This window comes from Streptomyces sp. NPDC107546 (assembly GCF_055639175.1).
The window spans coordinates 55,828-70,917 of the sequence record NZ_JBVKBA010000017.1; the positions used below are offsets into that span (position 1 = coordinate 55,828).

Here is a 15,090-nt window from a genome sequence, read left to right on the forward strand (position 1 = left end):
CGTCTTCAGCTTCGGCACGCCGGGGGCGAGGGTGGCGCCCGGGGTGTCGGTGAAACAGCTCGCGGCCGTCAGCAGCCACTGCGGAGCCACCAGCGTGGCCGAACAGCCCCGCTGGCCGCCGACGTCGAGCCGTGCGGTGGCCGCTGCTGTGGCGGCGGGGGCCTGCGGGCCCGACACGGCGGCCGCGGGCACGGCCGACAGGGCGGCGGCAGCCAAAGTCCGACGCGGTAGCTGCCGATATGGCGTACTCCTCGCGGGCCAACCGCGCCTAAAGCTACATGGCGGGACTCCAACTACGCGGATCCATCATCTGGATGCGCAGCCTCAACCCGGGGCCGCGGTTGCGGCGCCCGACTGGTAAGCCGGACGCCGCAACCCCGGACGTCAGGCCGACGCGGTGACCGCTCCGCCGAGGTGCCGGGCGAAGAACCGGACCGCGCTGTCGACCTCGAACCGGGGCAGCTCCTTGTGCTTGCCCGAGTTCACGTGCAACGACTTCTCCGCCGAGGCGAAGGCGTCGAACAGCGCGAGGCCCTCCTCGCGGGAGATGTGCTCGTCGTCCCACTGCAGGTCGAACTCGATCGGGATGGTGATCTGCTCCGCGTAACCGGCCAGCACGTAGGGCCAGTGCTGGCCGAAGACCGCGGCCGTGATCCGGGGCTCGGCGGCCACGAACGGCACGCCGATCGCGGTGCCCATGTTGATGCCCCAGAAACCGATCGGCCCGTCGGTTCCGATCTCCGGGAGCTGCTGGAGGGCGTCCAGCAGCGCGTGGTACTCGGGCACGGCGAGCTTGGCGAGGTGGTCGTTGTAGCGGACCACGATCGGGCCCTCCGGCTCGCCGGCCGCCCGGGCCGCGAACAGCGCGGCAACCTCCCGCTCGTCGTACTCGGTGCGCGGCCGGTCGCCGTGACCGGGCGCGTCGAGGACGGCCACGTGGTAGCCGCAGCCGTGCACCAGATGCCTGGCCCGGCCCGACATCGCGGGGTGCTTCTTGTGGTTGCCGCCCCCGTGGGCCTGGAGGATCAGCGGCGCACGGTCTGCGCCGGACTCGGGAGACCGGAGGACACCGGGGACGCCGTTGACGGTGAAGTCGCGCTCGACGATGCCGTCGGCGGTGGACTCAGCGGTGAAGAGGAAAGTGTTCATGGCAGTTGCCCTTCGAGAGTGCCTTGTGAGGGAGGCGCTCCCGGCGACAACTACGTCAATCGCCGGCCGTGACAGAAAGGGGGAGCACCCACGTCGGTACAACGTTCATGGGTCTCACCTCCTCGGACGGTGTCACGGTCGACTGAAAAGCTATCAGCTTGATCATCATCCCTTCAACCCATTTCCCCGCCACGTGATCACGACTCCGGGCAGGCGCTCGGCGCGGGCAGCTACCACACCGTCGGGGTCACTGCGTCCGGAGGGGTCCTCGCAGCGGGAGACAACAGCTACGGACAGTGCGCAGTCGGCGGTTGGCGCGACATCGTCGCCGTGGCGGTGACATTGGTTCCTCACTGTCAGGCTTGGCGGGCGTAGGACGTGAGGCGATCGGCGAGCGCGATGACGAGGTCGCGCAGTTCAGCGGGGCGTTCGATGACAAACGGCCGGTCGAGTGAGGCGAGTATCCGAGGCAACCAGTCGAGCCGCTGCGCCCGCAGTTCGACGCGCAGCCAGTGCTCGGCCGCCGGGGCCTGGCCGGCCGCGGGCTCGTGCTCCTCCAGGCTCGCGACGCTGGCGGGGAGGTGCGCGCGGATCTGCTCAACTGTCCCGTGGATCCGCAAGGTCACCTCATGCCGGTACTCGGCCGTGGCTAATCCTGACATCACGCGCTGTGCTGGACCGGGACCCACGGGCGCTTCGAATGAGCCGGGCAGGGTCCTCGCGTCTGCGATGCGATCGAGCCGGAAGGTTCGGTCCTCGCCGACCTGGGCGTCCTTGCCCGTGACGTACCACCGGCCCGCGTGGGCCACGATCCCGTACACGTGCAGTGTGCGTTCGCTGCGCAGTCCGTCGCGGTCGGTGTAGCGGATCGAGACCGGCCGACGGTGGCGCACCGCATCGGCGATGGTGAGCAGGAGCCCGGCGTCCGGGCGATCCAACTCACCGGGCTGATCCGTGAAGGCGAGAGCTTCCAGGAGGGCGTCGAGCCGGCGGGCGATGTGCTTGGGCAGCACCCGCCGGATCTTGGCCGACGCCGTCTCGTTTGCCGTGCGCTCCGTCGTCGTCAGCCCTGCCCGGCGGCCGGCGACCAGGCCGAGCAGCACGGCCAGCGCCTCGTCGTCGCTGAGCATGAGCGGAGGCAAGCGGTACCCGGGGGCCAGCCGGTACCCGCCGTAGCGGCCGCGCACCGACTCCACGGGCACGTCCAGGTCGATCAGCTGGCCCACATACCGCCGCACAGTGCGCCCTTCGACGCCGAGACGGTCGGCGAGCTCGGCCACAGTCCGGGTGCCGCCCGACTGCAGCAGCTCCAGAAGTGTCAGCACGCGGCCGGTGGGTCGAGACATGTTCGCAGCCTAACGCGAATACAGGACCGATCCTGTCCACTATTTCTCCTAGCCTGCGCCGTGCACGCCTCCAGCACAGCCAAGGAGATTCCCATGGACTTCGTCTCGATCCGCATCATCACCAGCGACGTCGCACGCCTCGTCGACTTCTACGAGCGAGCCACAGGAATGCAGGCGATACGGGCCACCGAGGACTTCGCCGAACTCAAGACCGCGGGCGCAACCCTCGCGATCGCCGGCACCCGCACCGTCCCGCTGTTCGCCCCGGGCTCAGCCCGCCCGGCGGACAACCACAGCGTGATCACCGAGTTCCTCGTCGACGACGTGGACCGCGTTCACCAGAACCTGACCGGCTTCGTCACCGACTTCGTCAACGAACCCACCACGATGCCCTGGGGCAACCGGTCGCTGCTGTTCCGCGACCCCGACGGCAACCTCGTCAACTTCTTCACCCCCGTCACCCCGGAGGCCATCGAAAAGTTCGCACGCTGACGCCACGCACAGCCGCTCACGCGGGAGCCCCGAGATCCCAGGGCTCCCGATGAACGCGGCGCCCGGGTCCAGGTGCGCCACCAGCAGGGCACATCGGAACGCACCGCTTACCCCTGAAGGACGTCTGCGCTTGTGCCTGCGGGGTCCCGTCTTGACCCGCGGTATGAGGGGAGCGAGTAACTCCCACTCCTGGTCGGTGAGTTCATGACGGCGTACCACGACGGCGTACCACCCCTCACTGGAGGTGCTTGCGGTGTAGCCGGTGGTGCCGTCCGGGGCCCACCCGGCCATGGCCTCACCTTTCGGTGATCTCGGAGAGCCATGCCGCGTCCTCCGGGCCCGGCGCTTCGAGACCGGGTGCGGGCAGCCAGCGGACCTCGCCCGTGCGCAGGGCGACCGTGGCCCGTGGCCGCATCGGCCCGTAGTCCCTGCGCGAGAGCAGGACGAGTTCCCAGACTGTCGCCGTCATGGCGTCGAGCCGGGTGGCGCAGTCGGCGCTGACTCGCCGCGGATCCCGGGTCCGGCCCAGGGACAGATGCGGGGTGAAGTCTTTGGCGGGCCCACGACAGCGCGGGAACCGCCGCTGCAGTACGCGGTGCAGGTCCGCCCACGGTGCCTTGCCGCCCGCCGCCGGGTCGAGCCACACGGTGAAGTGGGCCTGGTGCCGGAAGGTGCGCACCCCGTCCAGCCGGGCGGTGAAGACAGGCGTCTCGGCCGTCGCCGCGGCGAGCAGCGGCGCGGCCCGCTCGAAGTGGGACTCCGGCACGAAGCCGAAGAGGACGTTGACGTGCGGCGGCCAGCGGTGGATCTGCGGATCGTAATCCCGGCGGATGTCCTGGATCGGCGGCCACAGCTCCGCGGGCGGGATCCAGGCCACCGCGGTGCGGGCCGTGTGGGGGACGTCCAGGACGCCGACGGGCTCGCCCCTGCCGAGGCTCGAGCCGAAGCTCAGGTCATCTTGCGGGTCCTGCACCCGGCCTGCGCCCGACGCGTCGACGCGGTCCACGCCCGTGGCCCGGTCCCAGACCAGCTCGCCGTCCGCCTCGATGAACATCACCCGGTGCCAGGGGATGTCGCCTCCGGGCACGAAGGAAGGCAGCGGGATGCGTTTGAAGGCACCCCCGCGCTGGCTGATCCCCAGAACGAACCGGCCCGGGTCGAAGCGCGGGTCCCAGCGGACCCGGTGATAGATCTCGTCGCTGGTTCGCATCACGCCTCCTCTGCGGCCGTCACGCCTTCTCCTCCAGGGTGCCGCCCACCCTGTGCTCGACGGTTGTTCCGTTCGAACCGTGACGATTCAGGTGCGGTACGTGATGGTGTGGAACGCGTTATTCCCGCCGACCGGCGAGTGAGTCGGGCCCTGGTCTCAGGAGACGGGAGTGGGACCCTTCCCGTGACGCGCGTCGTCCGGTCCGAACAGGGCGAGGTAGGCGGCGCCCTCGCGTTCCCCTGTCTCGTAGCGCCAGCCGGCGCTGGACTCGATCTGCCAGAGCCGGGCGCCCCCGCCGTCGGTGAGAGCGGCGACCGGCAGGTGACGCCCCGTGGACCAGGTGCCCTGGGAGTAGCGCTCGAAGCAGCCACGGCCCTCGTGGCCGTGGACGGCCCTGTTCAGCTCCGTCCTCCCTCCGGCCGGGGACCCCTGCCGGGCTCCCGCCGGAGCGAAGACGTCGAGACAGCAACCACCCTCCAGCCCCCAAAGCCGACGCAACCGGACGGAAGTCCTCGTGCAGGTCTGCCTCTTGAGGACCACGTGGCGGACGAAACCTGAAGAAGCATTGCGATACGAGGGGTGTTGACGGGCCTCGCCGACACCTTAAGATCCCTGCTGCTCGAAGTACCGATCGTCGTACGGAATATCGAACGAGGTCAGCTGACAGCTTCGCAGGCTTCCCTACTCCGGCCGGTACGCAACGCAACGGTCTGTCACAAAGGAATGAGCCGCATGCCTTCAGAAGCCGGAGTGCCGCGCAGAACCGTCCTCACCGTCCTGGGCGCCGCCTCCCTCGCCGGGACCTTCGCCGCCGCCGCTCCCGCCGGGGCCGCCGAACCCACCGGCACAACCCCGAGCGCCACTACCGCGGACCTCCCCGCCGCAGCCGCACACTGGGCCTTCGACGAAGGCTCCGGCACCTCGGCCGCCGACTCCTCCGGCAACGGTCGTACCGCGACGCTCCAGGGCGCCGCCGGGTGGGACACCGGCAAGGTCGGCACCCACAGCCTGAGCCTCACGGCAGGCGGCAACGCCACGGCGTCCGGGCCGGCCCTCGACACCTCCAAGGCGTTCTCGGTGGGAGCCTGGGTCAACCTCGCTCAACTCGGCGGCTACCAGACCGCCGTCAGCATCGACGGCAAGGTCGTCAGCTCCTTCTACCTGGGACTGCGCGACGACACCGGCACCTTCGCCTTCGCCCGGCTGAACTCGGACGCCACTCAGAGTGCCGCGGTGGCGGCCGCCGCCTCAGCGCCCACCACCAGCACCTGGACCCACCTGGCCGGCGTCAGCGACCCGACCGCCGGCGTCATCCGCCTCTACGTCAACGGCGTGCTGGAAGGGGAGACCGCCTACACCGCGGCCTGGGCCGGCAGCGGCGACACCGCCATCGGCCGTGCGCTCTACGGCGGTGGGCACGTCGACCAGTGGCACGGCCTGATCGACGACGTATGGATGTTCCCGTCCGCTCTCACCTCCGAGCAGGTCGCGGCGCTGGCCGGCGTCCCCGTGGAGACCACGACGCCGCTGCTGAGCGTGGACGTCGGCAATCCCGCGCACGCCGTGTCCCCGATCCTCCCCGGTTTGATGTTCGAGGACATCAACCACTCCGGCGAGGGTGGCATCTACGCCGAGCTGGTGCAGAACCGCTCGATGATGGCCAGCGACACCACGCCCGTCCACTGGTCCGCCGTGGGTGGAACGTCCCTCGCACTTGACACCGCCAACCCGCTCAACGCCGCGCTGAACCGTTCCCTCAAGGTCGTGCTGCCGAGCAGCACCGGAGCCGGAAACCGGGCCGGCGTCGCCAACGACGGCTTCTGGGGCATACCGGTGCGGCCCGGAACCACCTACACCGCCCGGCTGTTCGCCAAGGCGTCGCGGCGCATCGGCGCGCTCACGGTGGCCATCGAGTCCGCGGACGGCGCGACGGTGTACGCGTCCGCCCACGTCCCGCACATCGGCACCGCCTTCCCGGGCCGCCCGTTCGAGCTGACCCTGCGCACCGGTTCAGGCGCCCCCGTGGTCGGTGACGCAAGGCTGACCGTCACGACGGCCGACCCGACTGCCGCGGGCGAGACCCTGTGGCTCCAGCATGTGTCCCTCTTCCCGCCCACCTACAACAACCGGCCCAACGGCCTGCGCGTCGACCTGATGGACAAACTGGTCGCTCTGAAGCCGAAGTTCCTGCGCTTCCCCGGCGGCAACTTCATCGAGGGCAACACCATCGCGACACGGTTCAACTGGAAGAACACCATCGGTCCGGTCTGGGAGCGCCCCGGCCACATGGACGACGCCTGGGGCTACTGGTCCACGGACGGCCTCGGACTCCTCGAATACCTTCAATGGGTCGAGGACATGCACGCCCAGCCGGTCCTCGCCGTCTACGCCGGCTACTCGCTCAAGGGCGAACACGTCACCGGCGACGCCCTCAAGCCGTTCGTCCAGGACGCCCTCGACGAGATCGAGTACATCACCGGCCCTGTCACCAGCACCTGGGGCGCACGACGTGCCGCCGACGGACATCCCGAGCCGTTCCCCCTGGAGTTCGTGGAGATCGGCAACGAGGACTGGTTCGACTCCTCGGGGTCGTACGACGAGCGGTTCGCGGCCTTCTACGACGCGATCAAGGCGAAGTACCCGCATCTGAAGCTGATCGCGACGACGTCCGTGACGAGCCGCACGCCGGATCTGATCGACGAGCACTACTACCTCGCGCCGTCCGCCGCCCAGGCCTCCACTCACAAGTACGACAACCGGGACCGCACGTCGACGAAGGTGTTCGTCGGGGAGTGGGCCGCGCAGGAGGGCCGCCCCACACCCGACCTCAACGCGGCACTCGGCGACGCCGCTTGGCTGGCCGGTCTGATCCGCAACTCGGACCAGGTCCTCATGGAGTGCTACGCCCCGCTCTTCTCGCACGTCAAGAACAACGTCTGGGCCACCAACCTGATCGCCTACGACAACCTGACCAGCTACGTGTCGCCCAGCTACTGGGCACAGCACATGCTGACGAGCAGGCTCGGCACCACGGTGCTGCCGGCCACCGCACGTGCGCTGCCCGGCCTCGCCACCGTGGCCACCCGCTCCGGGAACCGCCTCTACCTCGCGGTCGTCAACTGCGGGACGGAGAAGGTGAGTGTGCCGGTCGAGCTGAAGGGGCTGGCCAGGGGGGTAAAGAGGCAGGCCACCGCGACGGTCCTGACCGGCCCCTCGCGCGCCACCACCAACACGCTGACGGAACCCGACACATTGGTGCCCAGGACGAGCACCGTGACCGGCGCGGCAGCGTCCTTCACCAGCACCGTGCCGCCGCTCTCGGTCACCGTACTGGAGTTGTTCCTCACCTGATCGGTCGCTGCCCGACGTGTGAGGCCTCCTTGAGTCAGGGGTGTCGCCCGGTCTCCGGAGGATCACCCCGCTCCGGCGGCGCTCCTCAGATGTTCCCTCAGCCACTGTTCGGTGTGACTCACGTGCATCAGTGCGGCGGCCTGGCTGAGGGCGGCGTCACGGGTGCACAGGGCATCGAAGATCGCCTCGTGTTCCGCGAGGGTCCTCCCCGCGGCCTGGTCGTCGACCAGGCCGCGCCAGATGCGGGCGCGCAGGGTGCGGCCCGAGATGCCCTCCAGCAGGGTGAGCAGCGTCTCGTTGCCCGTGGCGGAGACCACCGCGCGGTGGAACGCCGCGTCGTGCGCGTTGAGCTGTTCGACGTCGTCGCGGGCCCCTCGCATGGCGTCCAGGTGCTGCTTGACCTCTGCCAGCTGGTCGTCGGAGATCCGGGTGGCGGCCAGAGCGGTGGCGACCGGTTCGAGGAGCCGGCGAACCTCCATCAGGTCCAGCAGTGCCCCCGAGTCGCTCTGCAGCAGCTCGACCGCGCCGCCCAGGCCCTCGAACAGCAGGCTCGGCTGGAGGCTGGTCACATATGTGCCGTCGCCCCGTCGGACTTCGAGCACGCGGGCGACCGCGAGTGCTTTGACCGCCTCACGAGCCAGGTTCCGGGACAGGCCCAGCTGAGCCGCCAGCTCCGGCTCCGGAGGCAGCTTCGAGCCCGGTGGCAGCGCACCGGTGCGGATGAGCTCACGGATCTGCTCAATGGCCTTGTCCGTCAGAGACAACGCGCACCCCTTCCGTCTCCCCCGGAGTGTTCTCCGCGCTGCTTCGCGTGGGGACGTCCGGTCTGATCAGGCCCTGGGTGCGAAGGTCGTCCCAGAGAACTTCCGGGACGTGCCGACCGTGGAGTTCCACGTTGCGCCTGACCTGCTCCTGATCCCTCATTCCCAGGGTGACGCTGATGATACTGGGATGGCTGAAGGGGAAAGCGATCGCGGCGGCGGGCAGGGTCGTGCCGTGACGTTCGCAGATCTCGGCGATGGCCTGGGCACGGGCGACGAACTCCGGCGGGGCGTCCTCGTAGTCGTACTTCATGCCCGGCGCCGGACGGTCCTCGGAGAGCAGGCCCGAGTTGAACACGCCGACGGCCACCACCGTCTTGCCGTGCTCCCGTGCGGCGGGCAGCACGTCGTCCAGCGCCGACTGGTCGAGCAGCGTGTAGCGTCCGGCCAGCATCACCACGTCGGCCGCGGTTTCCCGCAGGAAGCGGGCGAGCATGGCCGACTGGTTCATACCGGCGCCGATCGCGCCGATCACGCCCTGGTCGCGCAGGTCCGCGAGGGCGGGCATGGCTTCGTCGGCTGCCTGCCGCCAGTGGTCGTCGGGGTCGTGCACGTAGACGATGTCGAGGCGGTCGAGACCCGTACGCTCCAGGGTGGCGTCGATGGAGCGGCGCACGCCGTCCCGGCTGAAGTCCCAGCGGCGGCGCAGGTCGTCCCGGACGACGAACCCCTCGCTGTCGACGCCCCGCGGCTGCTCGTTGGGCACGAGCAGCCGGCCCACCTTGGAGGAGACGACGTACTGCTTGCGGGGACGGTCGCGCAGGGCGGCCCCCAGGCGTCGCTCCGAGAGGCCGAGCCCGTAGTGCGGCGCGGTGTCGAAGTACCGGATGCCGCCCTCCCAGGCCGCCTCGATCGCGGCTGCCGCGTCCTGGACCGGTGTGACCCGGTAGAGGTTGCCGATGGCGGAGGCCCCGAAGCCCAGCTCGGTGACGTCGACGGTGGTGTTCGTGATGTTCCGGTGTCGCAAGACGTGCTCCTCGGGTCCTACGGGTGGGACAGGGCGCCGTTCAGCGTCTGACGGTGGCCGAGCCGCCCGCCGTGAGCGCGTCGGCGAGCCGGCCGGCGTGCGTGACGGACGGGACGGTGAGCACGGGCAGGATCGGGGCGCCGACCGGCAGGGAGGCGAGAGATACGGTCATCGGCCCAGCCATCCGCCGTCGACGGGCAGGACGGTGCCGTGGACGTAGGCGGCGGCGTCGGAGGCCAGGAACACGGTGGCGCCCGCGAGGTCGTCGGCGGTGCCCCAGTGTCCGGCCGGGATGCGGTCCAGGATCGCCTTGCTGCGCACGGGATCGTCCCGCAGGGCCTGGGTGTTGTCGGTGGCGATGTAGCCCGGCGCGATGGCGTTGACGTTGACCCCGTGCGAAGCCCACTCGTTGGCCAGTGCCTTGGTCAGTCCGGCGATGCCGTGCTTGGCGGCGGTATAGCCGGGGACGGTGATGCCGCCCTGGAAGCTGAGCAGCGACGCGGTGAAGATGATCTTCCCTTGGCCGCGGGCCACCATCGTCGCGCCGACGGCTCGAGTCAGCGCGAACTGGGCGTTGAGGTTGACCTGGAGGACCAACTCCCAGTCGGCGTCGGAGTGTGCGGCGGCCGGAGTGCGGCGGATCGTGCCCGCGTTGTTGACGAGGATGTCCACCGGCCGCTCCCGCCCGGCCAGGTCCGCGCCCAGGGCCCGTACGGCGGCGGGGTCGGCGAAGTCGGTCCGGATCGCCTCGAAGGTGCGGCCCGCGGCGACGACGTCCTTCTCCACCGCGCTGCCGGACTCCTCCAGTGAGGCGCTGACGCCGATGACGTCCGCGCCGGCCTCGGCGAGCGCACGGGCCATGGCCCGGCCGATGCCGCGCCGGGCGCCGGTGACGACGGCGAGCCGGCCGGTCAGGTCGAAGAGAGGCATCTCAGGCTCCCGTCGTGTCGTTGCCGCAGTCCACCAGGATTTTCATCACGTCCCCGCCCGCCTCCAGCGCCTCGAAGGCCGCGGGCGCCTCGCTGAGTGGCACGACCTTGCTGATCAGCCGCTCTGCGGGGATCGTGCCGTCCGCCACCAGCGTCACCGCCTGCTCGAAGTCCGAGCGGTCGTACAGCCGGGCACCGACGAGGGTGAGTTCGCGCCAGAAGAAGCGGTGCAGGTTCACCTCGCGGGGCCGGGGGTGGATCGCCACCAGGCACAGACGGCCGCGCACGCCCAGCACCTCCACGGCGGTGTCGACTCCGCCCGCCGCGCCGGAGACCTCGAAGGCGACCTCCGCGCCCGCGCCGCCGGTCCACCGCTGGACGAGCCCGGGCACGTCCTCGGCGGCCGGGTCCCAGGCGGTCAGGCCCAACTCCTCGGCCAGCAGGCGCCGGTGGGTGCTCGGCTCGACCACGCGGACCTCGGCACCGGCCGCCCGCGCCACCAGAGCGATGAGCACCCCGACCGGTCCACCGCCGACCACGACGACCCGCTCACCCTCCCGCACCCGGGCCCGGCCGACGTCGTGCACGGCGACGGCGGTGGGTTCGACGAGGGCGGCCCGGTCCAGCGAGACGGACTCCGGCAGGCGTACGAGCGTGGAAGCGGGCACCGTCCAGCGCTGCTGCATCGCGCCCGGCGAGTCGATGCCGATGAAGTCGAGGTTCTTGCAGATGTGCCGGTGCCCGGAGGCGCACGCCGGGCAGGTGCCGTCCCAGCGCAGCGGCATCACGGTCACCGCGTCACCGGGGTGCCAGCCCTCCACGCCCGGGCCGACGCGTACGACGCGGCCGGACATCTCGTGCCCGAGGACGGCGGGCGCGGCGACCCGGGCGTCCATGTCGCCGTGGAAGATGTGCAGGTCGGTGCCGCAGATGCCGACGTAGGCGGGCGCCAGTTCCACCTCGCCGGGGCCGGGGGAGCGGGTCTCGGCGGGGGCCGTGTCCAGGGTGCGGGCGGCCGTGTAGCGGACTGCGAGTGTCATCGTGGGGTCAGGGTCCCTTCAGCGCGGACGCCGATGGTCAGCAGCAGGTTGGCGTATGTACGGATGTCGGCGGTGACGATGGCCAGCGCCAGGTCGGGGGAGCGTGCGGCGTCGTAGAACGCGAACCGGTCCAGCGTCTCCACCGGGGCGGGCGCCAGCCGGGCGCGGTACTCGGCGATGGCCGGCGGCTCCGGTTCGCCCTCGGGAGGCACCATCACCTGTGCCGACTCCACGGGGATCGCCCGCAGGAGGACGTCGAGCACGGTGGTGACGTCCAGCAGGCCCGGCCTCAGATTGAGGTGGACGGTTCTGGCCCGCTCGCCGGTGGCCGTACCGGCGGGGTAGTGGCCGTCGGCGAGCAGGACGCGGGCGCCGTGGCCGGCGCCGGCCAGGGCTTCGAGGATTCCGGGGTGCAGCAGTTCCGTCAGGAGCACGGCGTCCCCTCCTTCGTCGGGGCGGGAGTCAGGTGGTAGAAGTCCGTCGCGGTGCCGGTGAGCACCGCGTGGATCTCGGCGCCGGAGCAGCCGTCCAGGAGTTCGTCGACGGCGTCGGCCCAGCGGTTCCAGCCGCCGGCGAGGACGCAGACCGGCCAGTCCGAGCCGAACATCAGCCGGTCGGGGCCGAAGGCGGAGAGCAGGACGTCCCACACCGGACGGATGTCCTCGACGGTCCACTTCTCGTGGTCGGCCTCCGTGACAAGACCCGACATCTTGCAGCGGACCTGGGGATGCCTGGCCAGTGTTCGCACCTGCTGCGCCCAGTCGGTCAGTTCCCGCCGGGCGAGGGGCGGCTTGCCCGCATGGTCCAGGACGAGGGGCAGCTCCGGGATCCTTTCCGCGAGAGAGATCGCCTGGGGGAGCTGGTGGCTGCGGATCAGCACGTCGTAGGCGAGTCCGCGCTCCCCGACCGCACGCAACCCCCGCTCGACGTCCGGTCGTTGCAGCCAGTGCGGGTCGGACTCGCCCTGCACGAGGTGCCGTACGGCCCGCAGGTACCGCCCGGCGGACCCTGTCCGCAGGTCGTCGAGGACGGCGCCGATCGCGGGTGACGTCAGGTCCGCCCAGCCGACGACGGCGCCGATCAGCGGGTCGCTGTCGGCCAGGGCGAGGAGGTCGCGTGTCTCGGGGACGGACGTGATGCACTGCACGAGCACCGTACTCGTCAGCCGCCGCCCGGCGATCGGGCGGGTCGCGACCGAGCGCAGTGCGTGCGAGCTGAAGCTGCGGCGGAGCGGCTCGTGCCCGGGTTCCTCCAGCCACGGCTGCGGCCGCAGGTCCAGGTTCCATACGTGGTGGTGGGCGTCGACGAGGCCCCGGGCGTCAGACACGGGCGGTCCAGACGGGTCCGTCGGGGTAGGCGTACTCCTTGAGGGACTCCGGGTGCATCTGCGCGCTCAGCCCGGGAAGCTCCGGCGCCAGGTAGTGACCGTCGGCGATGCGCACCGGGTCGACGAAGTGCTCGTGGAGATGGTCGACGTATTCGACGACCCGGTCCTCCACGGTGCCGGATACGGCCACGTAGTCGAACATCGACAGGTGCTGCACCATCTCGCACAGACCGACGCCCCCGGCGTGCGGGCACACCGGCACGCCGAACTTCTCGGCGAGCAGCAGGATCGCGATGTTCTCGTTGACGCCACCGACCCGTGCCGAGTCGATCTGCACGATGTCCACCGCGCCGGCCTGGAGGAGCTGCTTGAAGACGACCCGGTTGGCGACGTGCTCGCCGGTGGCGACCTTGATGGGGCTGACGGCCCTGCGGACCGCGGCGTGACCGAGGATGTCGTCCGGGGAGGTGGGTTCCTCGATCCAGTACGGCTGGTAGGGCGCCAGAGCGCGCATCCAGTCGACGGCTTGGGCGACGTCCCATCTCTGGTTGGCGTCCACCGCGATACGGATGCCGTCGCCCACCGCCTCGCGGGCGGTGCGCATGCGCCGTACGTCGTCCTCCAGCAACGCACCGACCTTCAACTTGATCTGGGTGAACCCTTCGGCCACGGCCTCCCGCGCCAGGCGGGCCAGTTTCTCGTCGGAGTAGCCGAGCCAGCCGGGGGTGGTGGTGTAGGCCGGGTAGCCGCGCTCCAGCAGCCGGGCGATGCGCTCCTGGCGGCCCGGTTCGGCACGGCGCAGGATCTCCAGCGCCTCCTCGGGAGTGAGCGCGTCGCTCAGCCAGCGGAAGTCGACCTGCGCGACCAGTTCCTCGGGTGACATCTCGCCGAGGAACCGCCACACGGGCTTGCCCGCACGCTTGGCCGCCAGGTCCCAGGCGGCGTTGACCACCGCGCCGGTGGCCATGTGGATGGCGCCCTTCTCCGGGCCCAGCCAACGCAGTTGGGGATCGTGCACGAGGGAGCGGGAGAACGCGCCGAGGTCGGCGCAGACCTGATCCACGGAGAGTCCGACCACGTGCGGAGCGAGCGCCGCGATGGCCGCGGCCTGTACGTCGTTGCCGCGGCCGGTGGTGAACGCCAGGGCGTGCCCCTCCAGTCCGTCACCGGCGTCGGTGCGCAGGATCACGTAGGCCGCCGAGTAGTCGGGTTCGGGGTTCATCGCGTCCGAACCGTCCAGGTGCTCGGACGTCGGGAACCGCACGTCCAGGACGTCGAGGGCGGTGATACGGGCGGATGCGGACACGGTAGAGGACATGACGGACACTCCTGTGAGAGCAGGTGGGAACACGGGCCCCCTGCGACGGAACGGGCAGCGGCGAGCGGTGTGCGGCGGCGACGGCCGCCTGGTTCACTCCTGGACCTTGCCGCCGGTGATGCGGGAGATGGCGAGGGCGACCAGGATGATCAGGCCGTTGAGAGCGCCGATCCACTGAGCGGGGACGCCCGCCAGCGTGAGTACGTTCTGGATCATGAAGAGCAGCAGGATGCCGCAGAACGCGCCGAACATGGTGCCCTTGCCGCCGTTCAGGCTGATCCCGCCGATGACGGCGGCGGCGAAGACGGTGAAGATGTAGCCGTTGCCCTGCGCGGAGGCGACCGAGGCCAGGCGTCCGGACAGCATCAGGCCGGCGAGGGCGGCGAGCACGCTGCCGGTGACGATCACGATCCACAGCACCCGGTCGGTACGGATGCCGGCCGCCTTCGCCGCGTCGACGTTGCCGCCGATGGCGTACAGCGAGCGGCCGAAGCTGGTCCAGCCGAGCACCACGATCGCGACGGCGAACAGCACCAGGCAGATCCAGATGGACGCGGGCATCCCGAACCATTCCGCGGTGCCGATGTAGAGCATCGACGGCGGCAGCTGGAAGAAGGTCTGGCCGCCGGAGATACCGGTGAGGACGCCGCGCAGCACGATCAGCATGCCGAGGGTGACGATGAAGCCGTTGAGGCCGAAGCGGATGATCAGCAGTGCGTTGATCACTCCGACGAGTACGCCCACGGCGAGCGTGACGGGAATCGCCCACGCGCCGGGCAGCAGGCCGAGGCCGTGGCCCGCGCCGGTCGGCACCACGAGCCAGGCCGCGACGCCGGGCGCGAGGCCCATGGTGGACTCCAGCGACAGGTCCATCTTCTTGACGATCAGGATCATCGTCTGGGCGAGGACCAGCAGGGCCATCTCGGACATGGTCTGCAGGACGTTGATGAGGTTGTCCGCCTGCAGGAAGACCGGGTTGACGATCTGACCGACGATCGCGATGACGACGATCGCGGGGACGAGGGCGAGGTCGCGCAGCCGGGCCACGGGTATCCGGCCGCCCAACAGCCCGGTCCGCCTGCCTCGTCGCTCCGCGGCCTTGGGGGCGGACGTGTCCGCGAGGACGGTTTCAGGCATCGC

15 protein-coding genes and 2 pseudogenes are annotated in these 15,090 nt (G+C 70.5%); 3 read left to right on the plus strand and 14 right to left on the minus strand.

All coding sequences use genetic code 11. The features are described from left to right. Positions 1-57 precede the first annotated feature (57 nt). Positions 58-192 (minus strand): annotated as a pseudogene (locus ACZ7L1_RS24220) (S1 family peptidase); the annotation flags it as partial. Between the two features lie 192 nt (positions 193-384). Further along, positions 385-1,149, minus strand: coding sequence for an alpha/beta hydrolase family protein (locus ACZ7L1_RS24225; protein ID WP_471440055.1), 765 nt, complete (start codon positions 1,147-1,149; stop codon positions 385-387). Between the two features lie 180 nt (positions 1,150-1,329). Between ACZ7L1_RS24225 and ACZ7L1_RS24230 the strand changes: the two genes are divergently transcribed. Beyond that, entirely contained in the window at positions 1,330-1,524 is a 195-nt protein-coding gene (locus ACZ7L1_RS24230; protein ID WP_471440192.1) for an RCC1-like domain-containing protein, read from the plus strand. On the opposite strand, the gene ACZ7L1_RS24235 is transcribed toward ACZ7L1_RS24230, so the two are convergent. Beyond that, positions 1,506-2,495: a helix-turn-helix transcriptional regulator gene (locus ACZ7L1_RS24235; protein ID WP_471440056.1), complete on the minus strand. Its 990-nt coding sequence runs from the start codon at positions 2,493-2,495 to the stop codon at positions 1,506-1,508. The genes ACZ7L1_RS24230 and ACZ7L1_RS24235 overlap by 19 nt on opposite strands. 93 nt (positions 2,496-2,588) lie before the next feature. On the opposite strand from ACZ7L1_RS24235, the gene ACZ7L1_RS24240 reads away from it, so the two are divergent. Continuing rightward, positions 2,589-2,987 (plus strand): VOC family protein, encoded by a 399-nt coding sequence (locus ACZ7L1_RS24240; protein ID WP_471440058.1) that lies wholly within the window; start codon positions 2,589-2,591, stop codon positions 2,985-2,987. A gap of 367 nt (positions 2,988-3,354) precedes the next feature. Here ACZ7L1_RS24240 and ACZ7L1_RS24245 read toward each other — a convergent pair. Together ACZ7L1_RS24245 and ACZ7L1_RS24250 are read right to left on the minus strand one after the other, a co-directional pair. Next, a pseudogene (locus tag ACZ7L1_RS24245) lies at positions 3,355-4,197 on the minus strand (RNA repair domain-containing protein); the annotation flags it as partial. Positions 4,198-4,353: 156 nt separating this feature from the next. Further along, the gene (locus ACZ7L1_RS24250) at positions 4,354-4,695 is read right to left on the minus strand and encodes a hypothetical protein (protein ID WP_471440059.1); all 342 of its coding nucleotides are present in this window, start codon (positions 4,693-4,695) and stop codon (positions 4,354-4,356) included. A 234-nt stretch (positions 4,696-4,929) separates the two neighbouring features. Here ACZ7L1_RS24250 and ACZ7L1_RS24255 point away from each other — a divergent pair, with 234 nt between their 5' ends. Beyond that, the gene (locus tag ACZ7L1_RS24255; RefSeq protein WP_471440060.1) at positions 4,930-7,548 is read left to right on the plus strand and encodes a LamG-like jellyroll fold domain-containing protein; all 2,619 of its coding nucleotides are present in this window, start codon (positions 4,930-4,932) and stop codon (positions 7,546-7,548) included. A 62-nt stretch (positions 7,549-7,610) separates the two neighbouring features. Here the strand turns inward: ACZ7L1_RS24255 and ACZ7L1_RS24260 are convergent, their stop codons facing one another. From ACZ7L1_RS24260 to ACZ7L1_RS24300, 9 genes are all read right to left on the minus strand, one after another. After that, on the minus strand, positions 7,611-8,312 hold the full coding sequence (locus ACZ7L1_RS24260) for a FadR/GntR family transcriptional regulator (RefSeq protein ID WP_471440062.1): 702 nt from the start codon (positions 8,310-8,312) through the stop codon (positions 7,611-7,613). Beyond that, positions 8,287-9,336: an aldo/keto reductase gene (locus ACZ7L1_RS24265; RefSeq protein WP_471440064.1), complete on the minus strand. Its 1,050-nt coding sequence runs from the start codon at positions 9,334-9,336 to the stop codon at positions 8,287-8,289. Before ACZ7L1_RS24265 ends, ACZ7L1_RS24260 begins: the two co-directional genes overlap by 26 nt. A 40-nt stretch (positions 9,337-9,376) precedes the next feature. Next, positions 9,377-9,508, minus strand: coding sequence for a hypothetical protein (locus ACZ7L1_RS24270; RefSeq protein ID WP_471440065.1), 132 nt, complete (start codon positions 9,506-9,508; stop codon positions 9,377-9,379). Beyond that, a complete protein-coding gene (locus ACZ7L1_RS24275; protein WP_471440067.1) occupies positions 9,505-10,266 on the minus strand; it encodes an SDR family NAD(P)-dependent oxidoreductase in 762 nt (253 codons plus the stop codon). Before ACZ7L1_RS24275 ends, ACZ7L1_RS24270 begins: the two co-directional genes overlap by 4 nt. A 1-nt stretch (position 10,267) precedes the next feature. Then, a complete protein-coding gene (locus ACZ7L1_RS24280) occupies positions 10,268-11,305 on the minus strand; it encodes a zinc-dependent alcohol dehydrogenase (RefSeq protein WP_471440069.1) in 1,038 nt (345 codons plus the stop codon). Further along, complete coding sequence (locus ACZ7L1_RS24285) at positions 11,302-11,739, minus strand: RbsD/FucU domain-containing protein (RefSeq protein ID WP_471440070.1); 438 nt, start codon at positions 11,737-11,739, stop codon at positions 11,302-11,304. The genes ACZ7L1_RS24280 and ACZ7L1_RS24285 overlap by 4 nt, the downstream gene beginning before the upstream one ends. After that, positions 11,730-12,632 (minus strand): amidohydrolase family protein, encoded by a 903-nt coding sequence (locus ACZ7L1_RS24290; RefSeq protein WP_471440071.1) that lies wholly within the window; start codon positions 12,630-12,632, stop codon positions 11,730-11,732. The genes ACZ7L1_RS24285 and ACZ7L1_RS24290 overlap by 10 nt, the downstream gene beginning before the upstream one ends. After that, positions 12,625-13,950 (minus strand): L-fuconate dehydratase, encoded by a 1,326-nt coding sequence (locus tag ACZ7L1_RS24295; RefSeq protein WP_471440072.1) that lies wholly within the window; start codon positions 13,948-13,950, stop codon positions 12,625-12,627. The genes ACZ7L1_RS24290 and ACZ7L1_RS24295 overlap by 8 nt, the downstream gene beginning before the upstream one ends. 93 nt (positions 13,951-14,043) lie before the next feature. Next, entirely contained in the window at positions 14,044-15,087 is a 1,044-nt protein-coding gene (locus ACZ7L1_RS24300; protein WP_471440193.1) for an ABC transporter permease, read from the minus strand. Positions 15,088-15,090 lie beyond the last annotated feature (3 nt).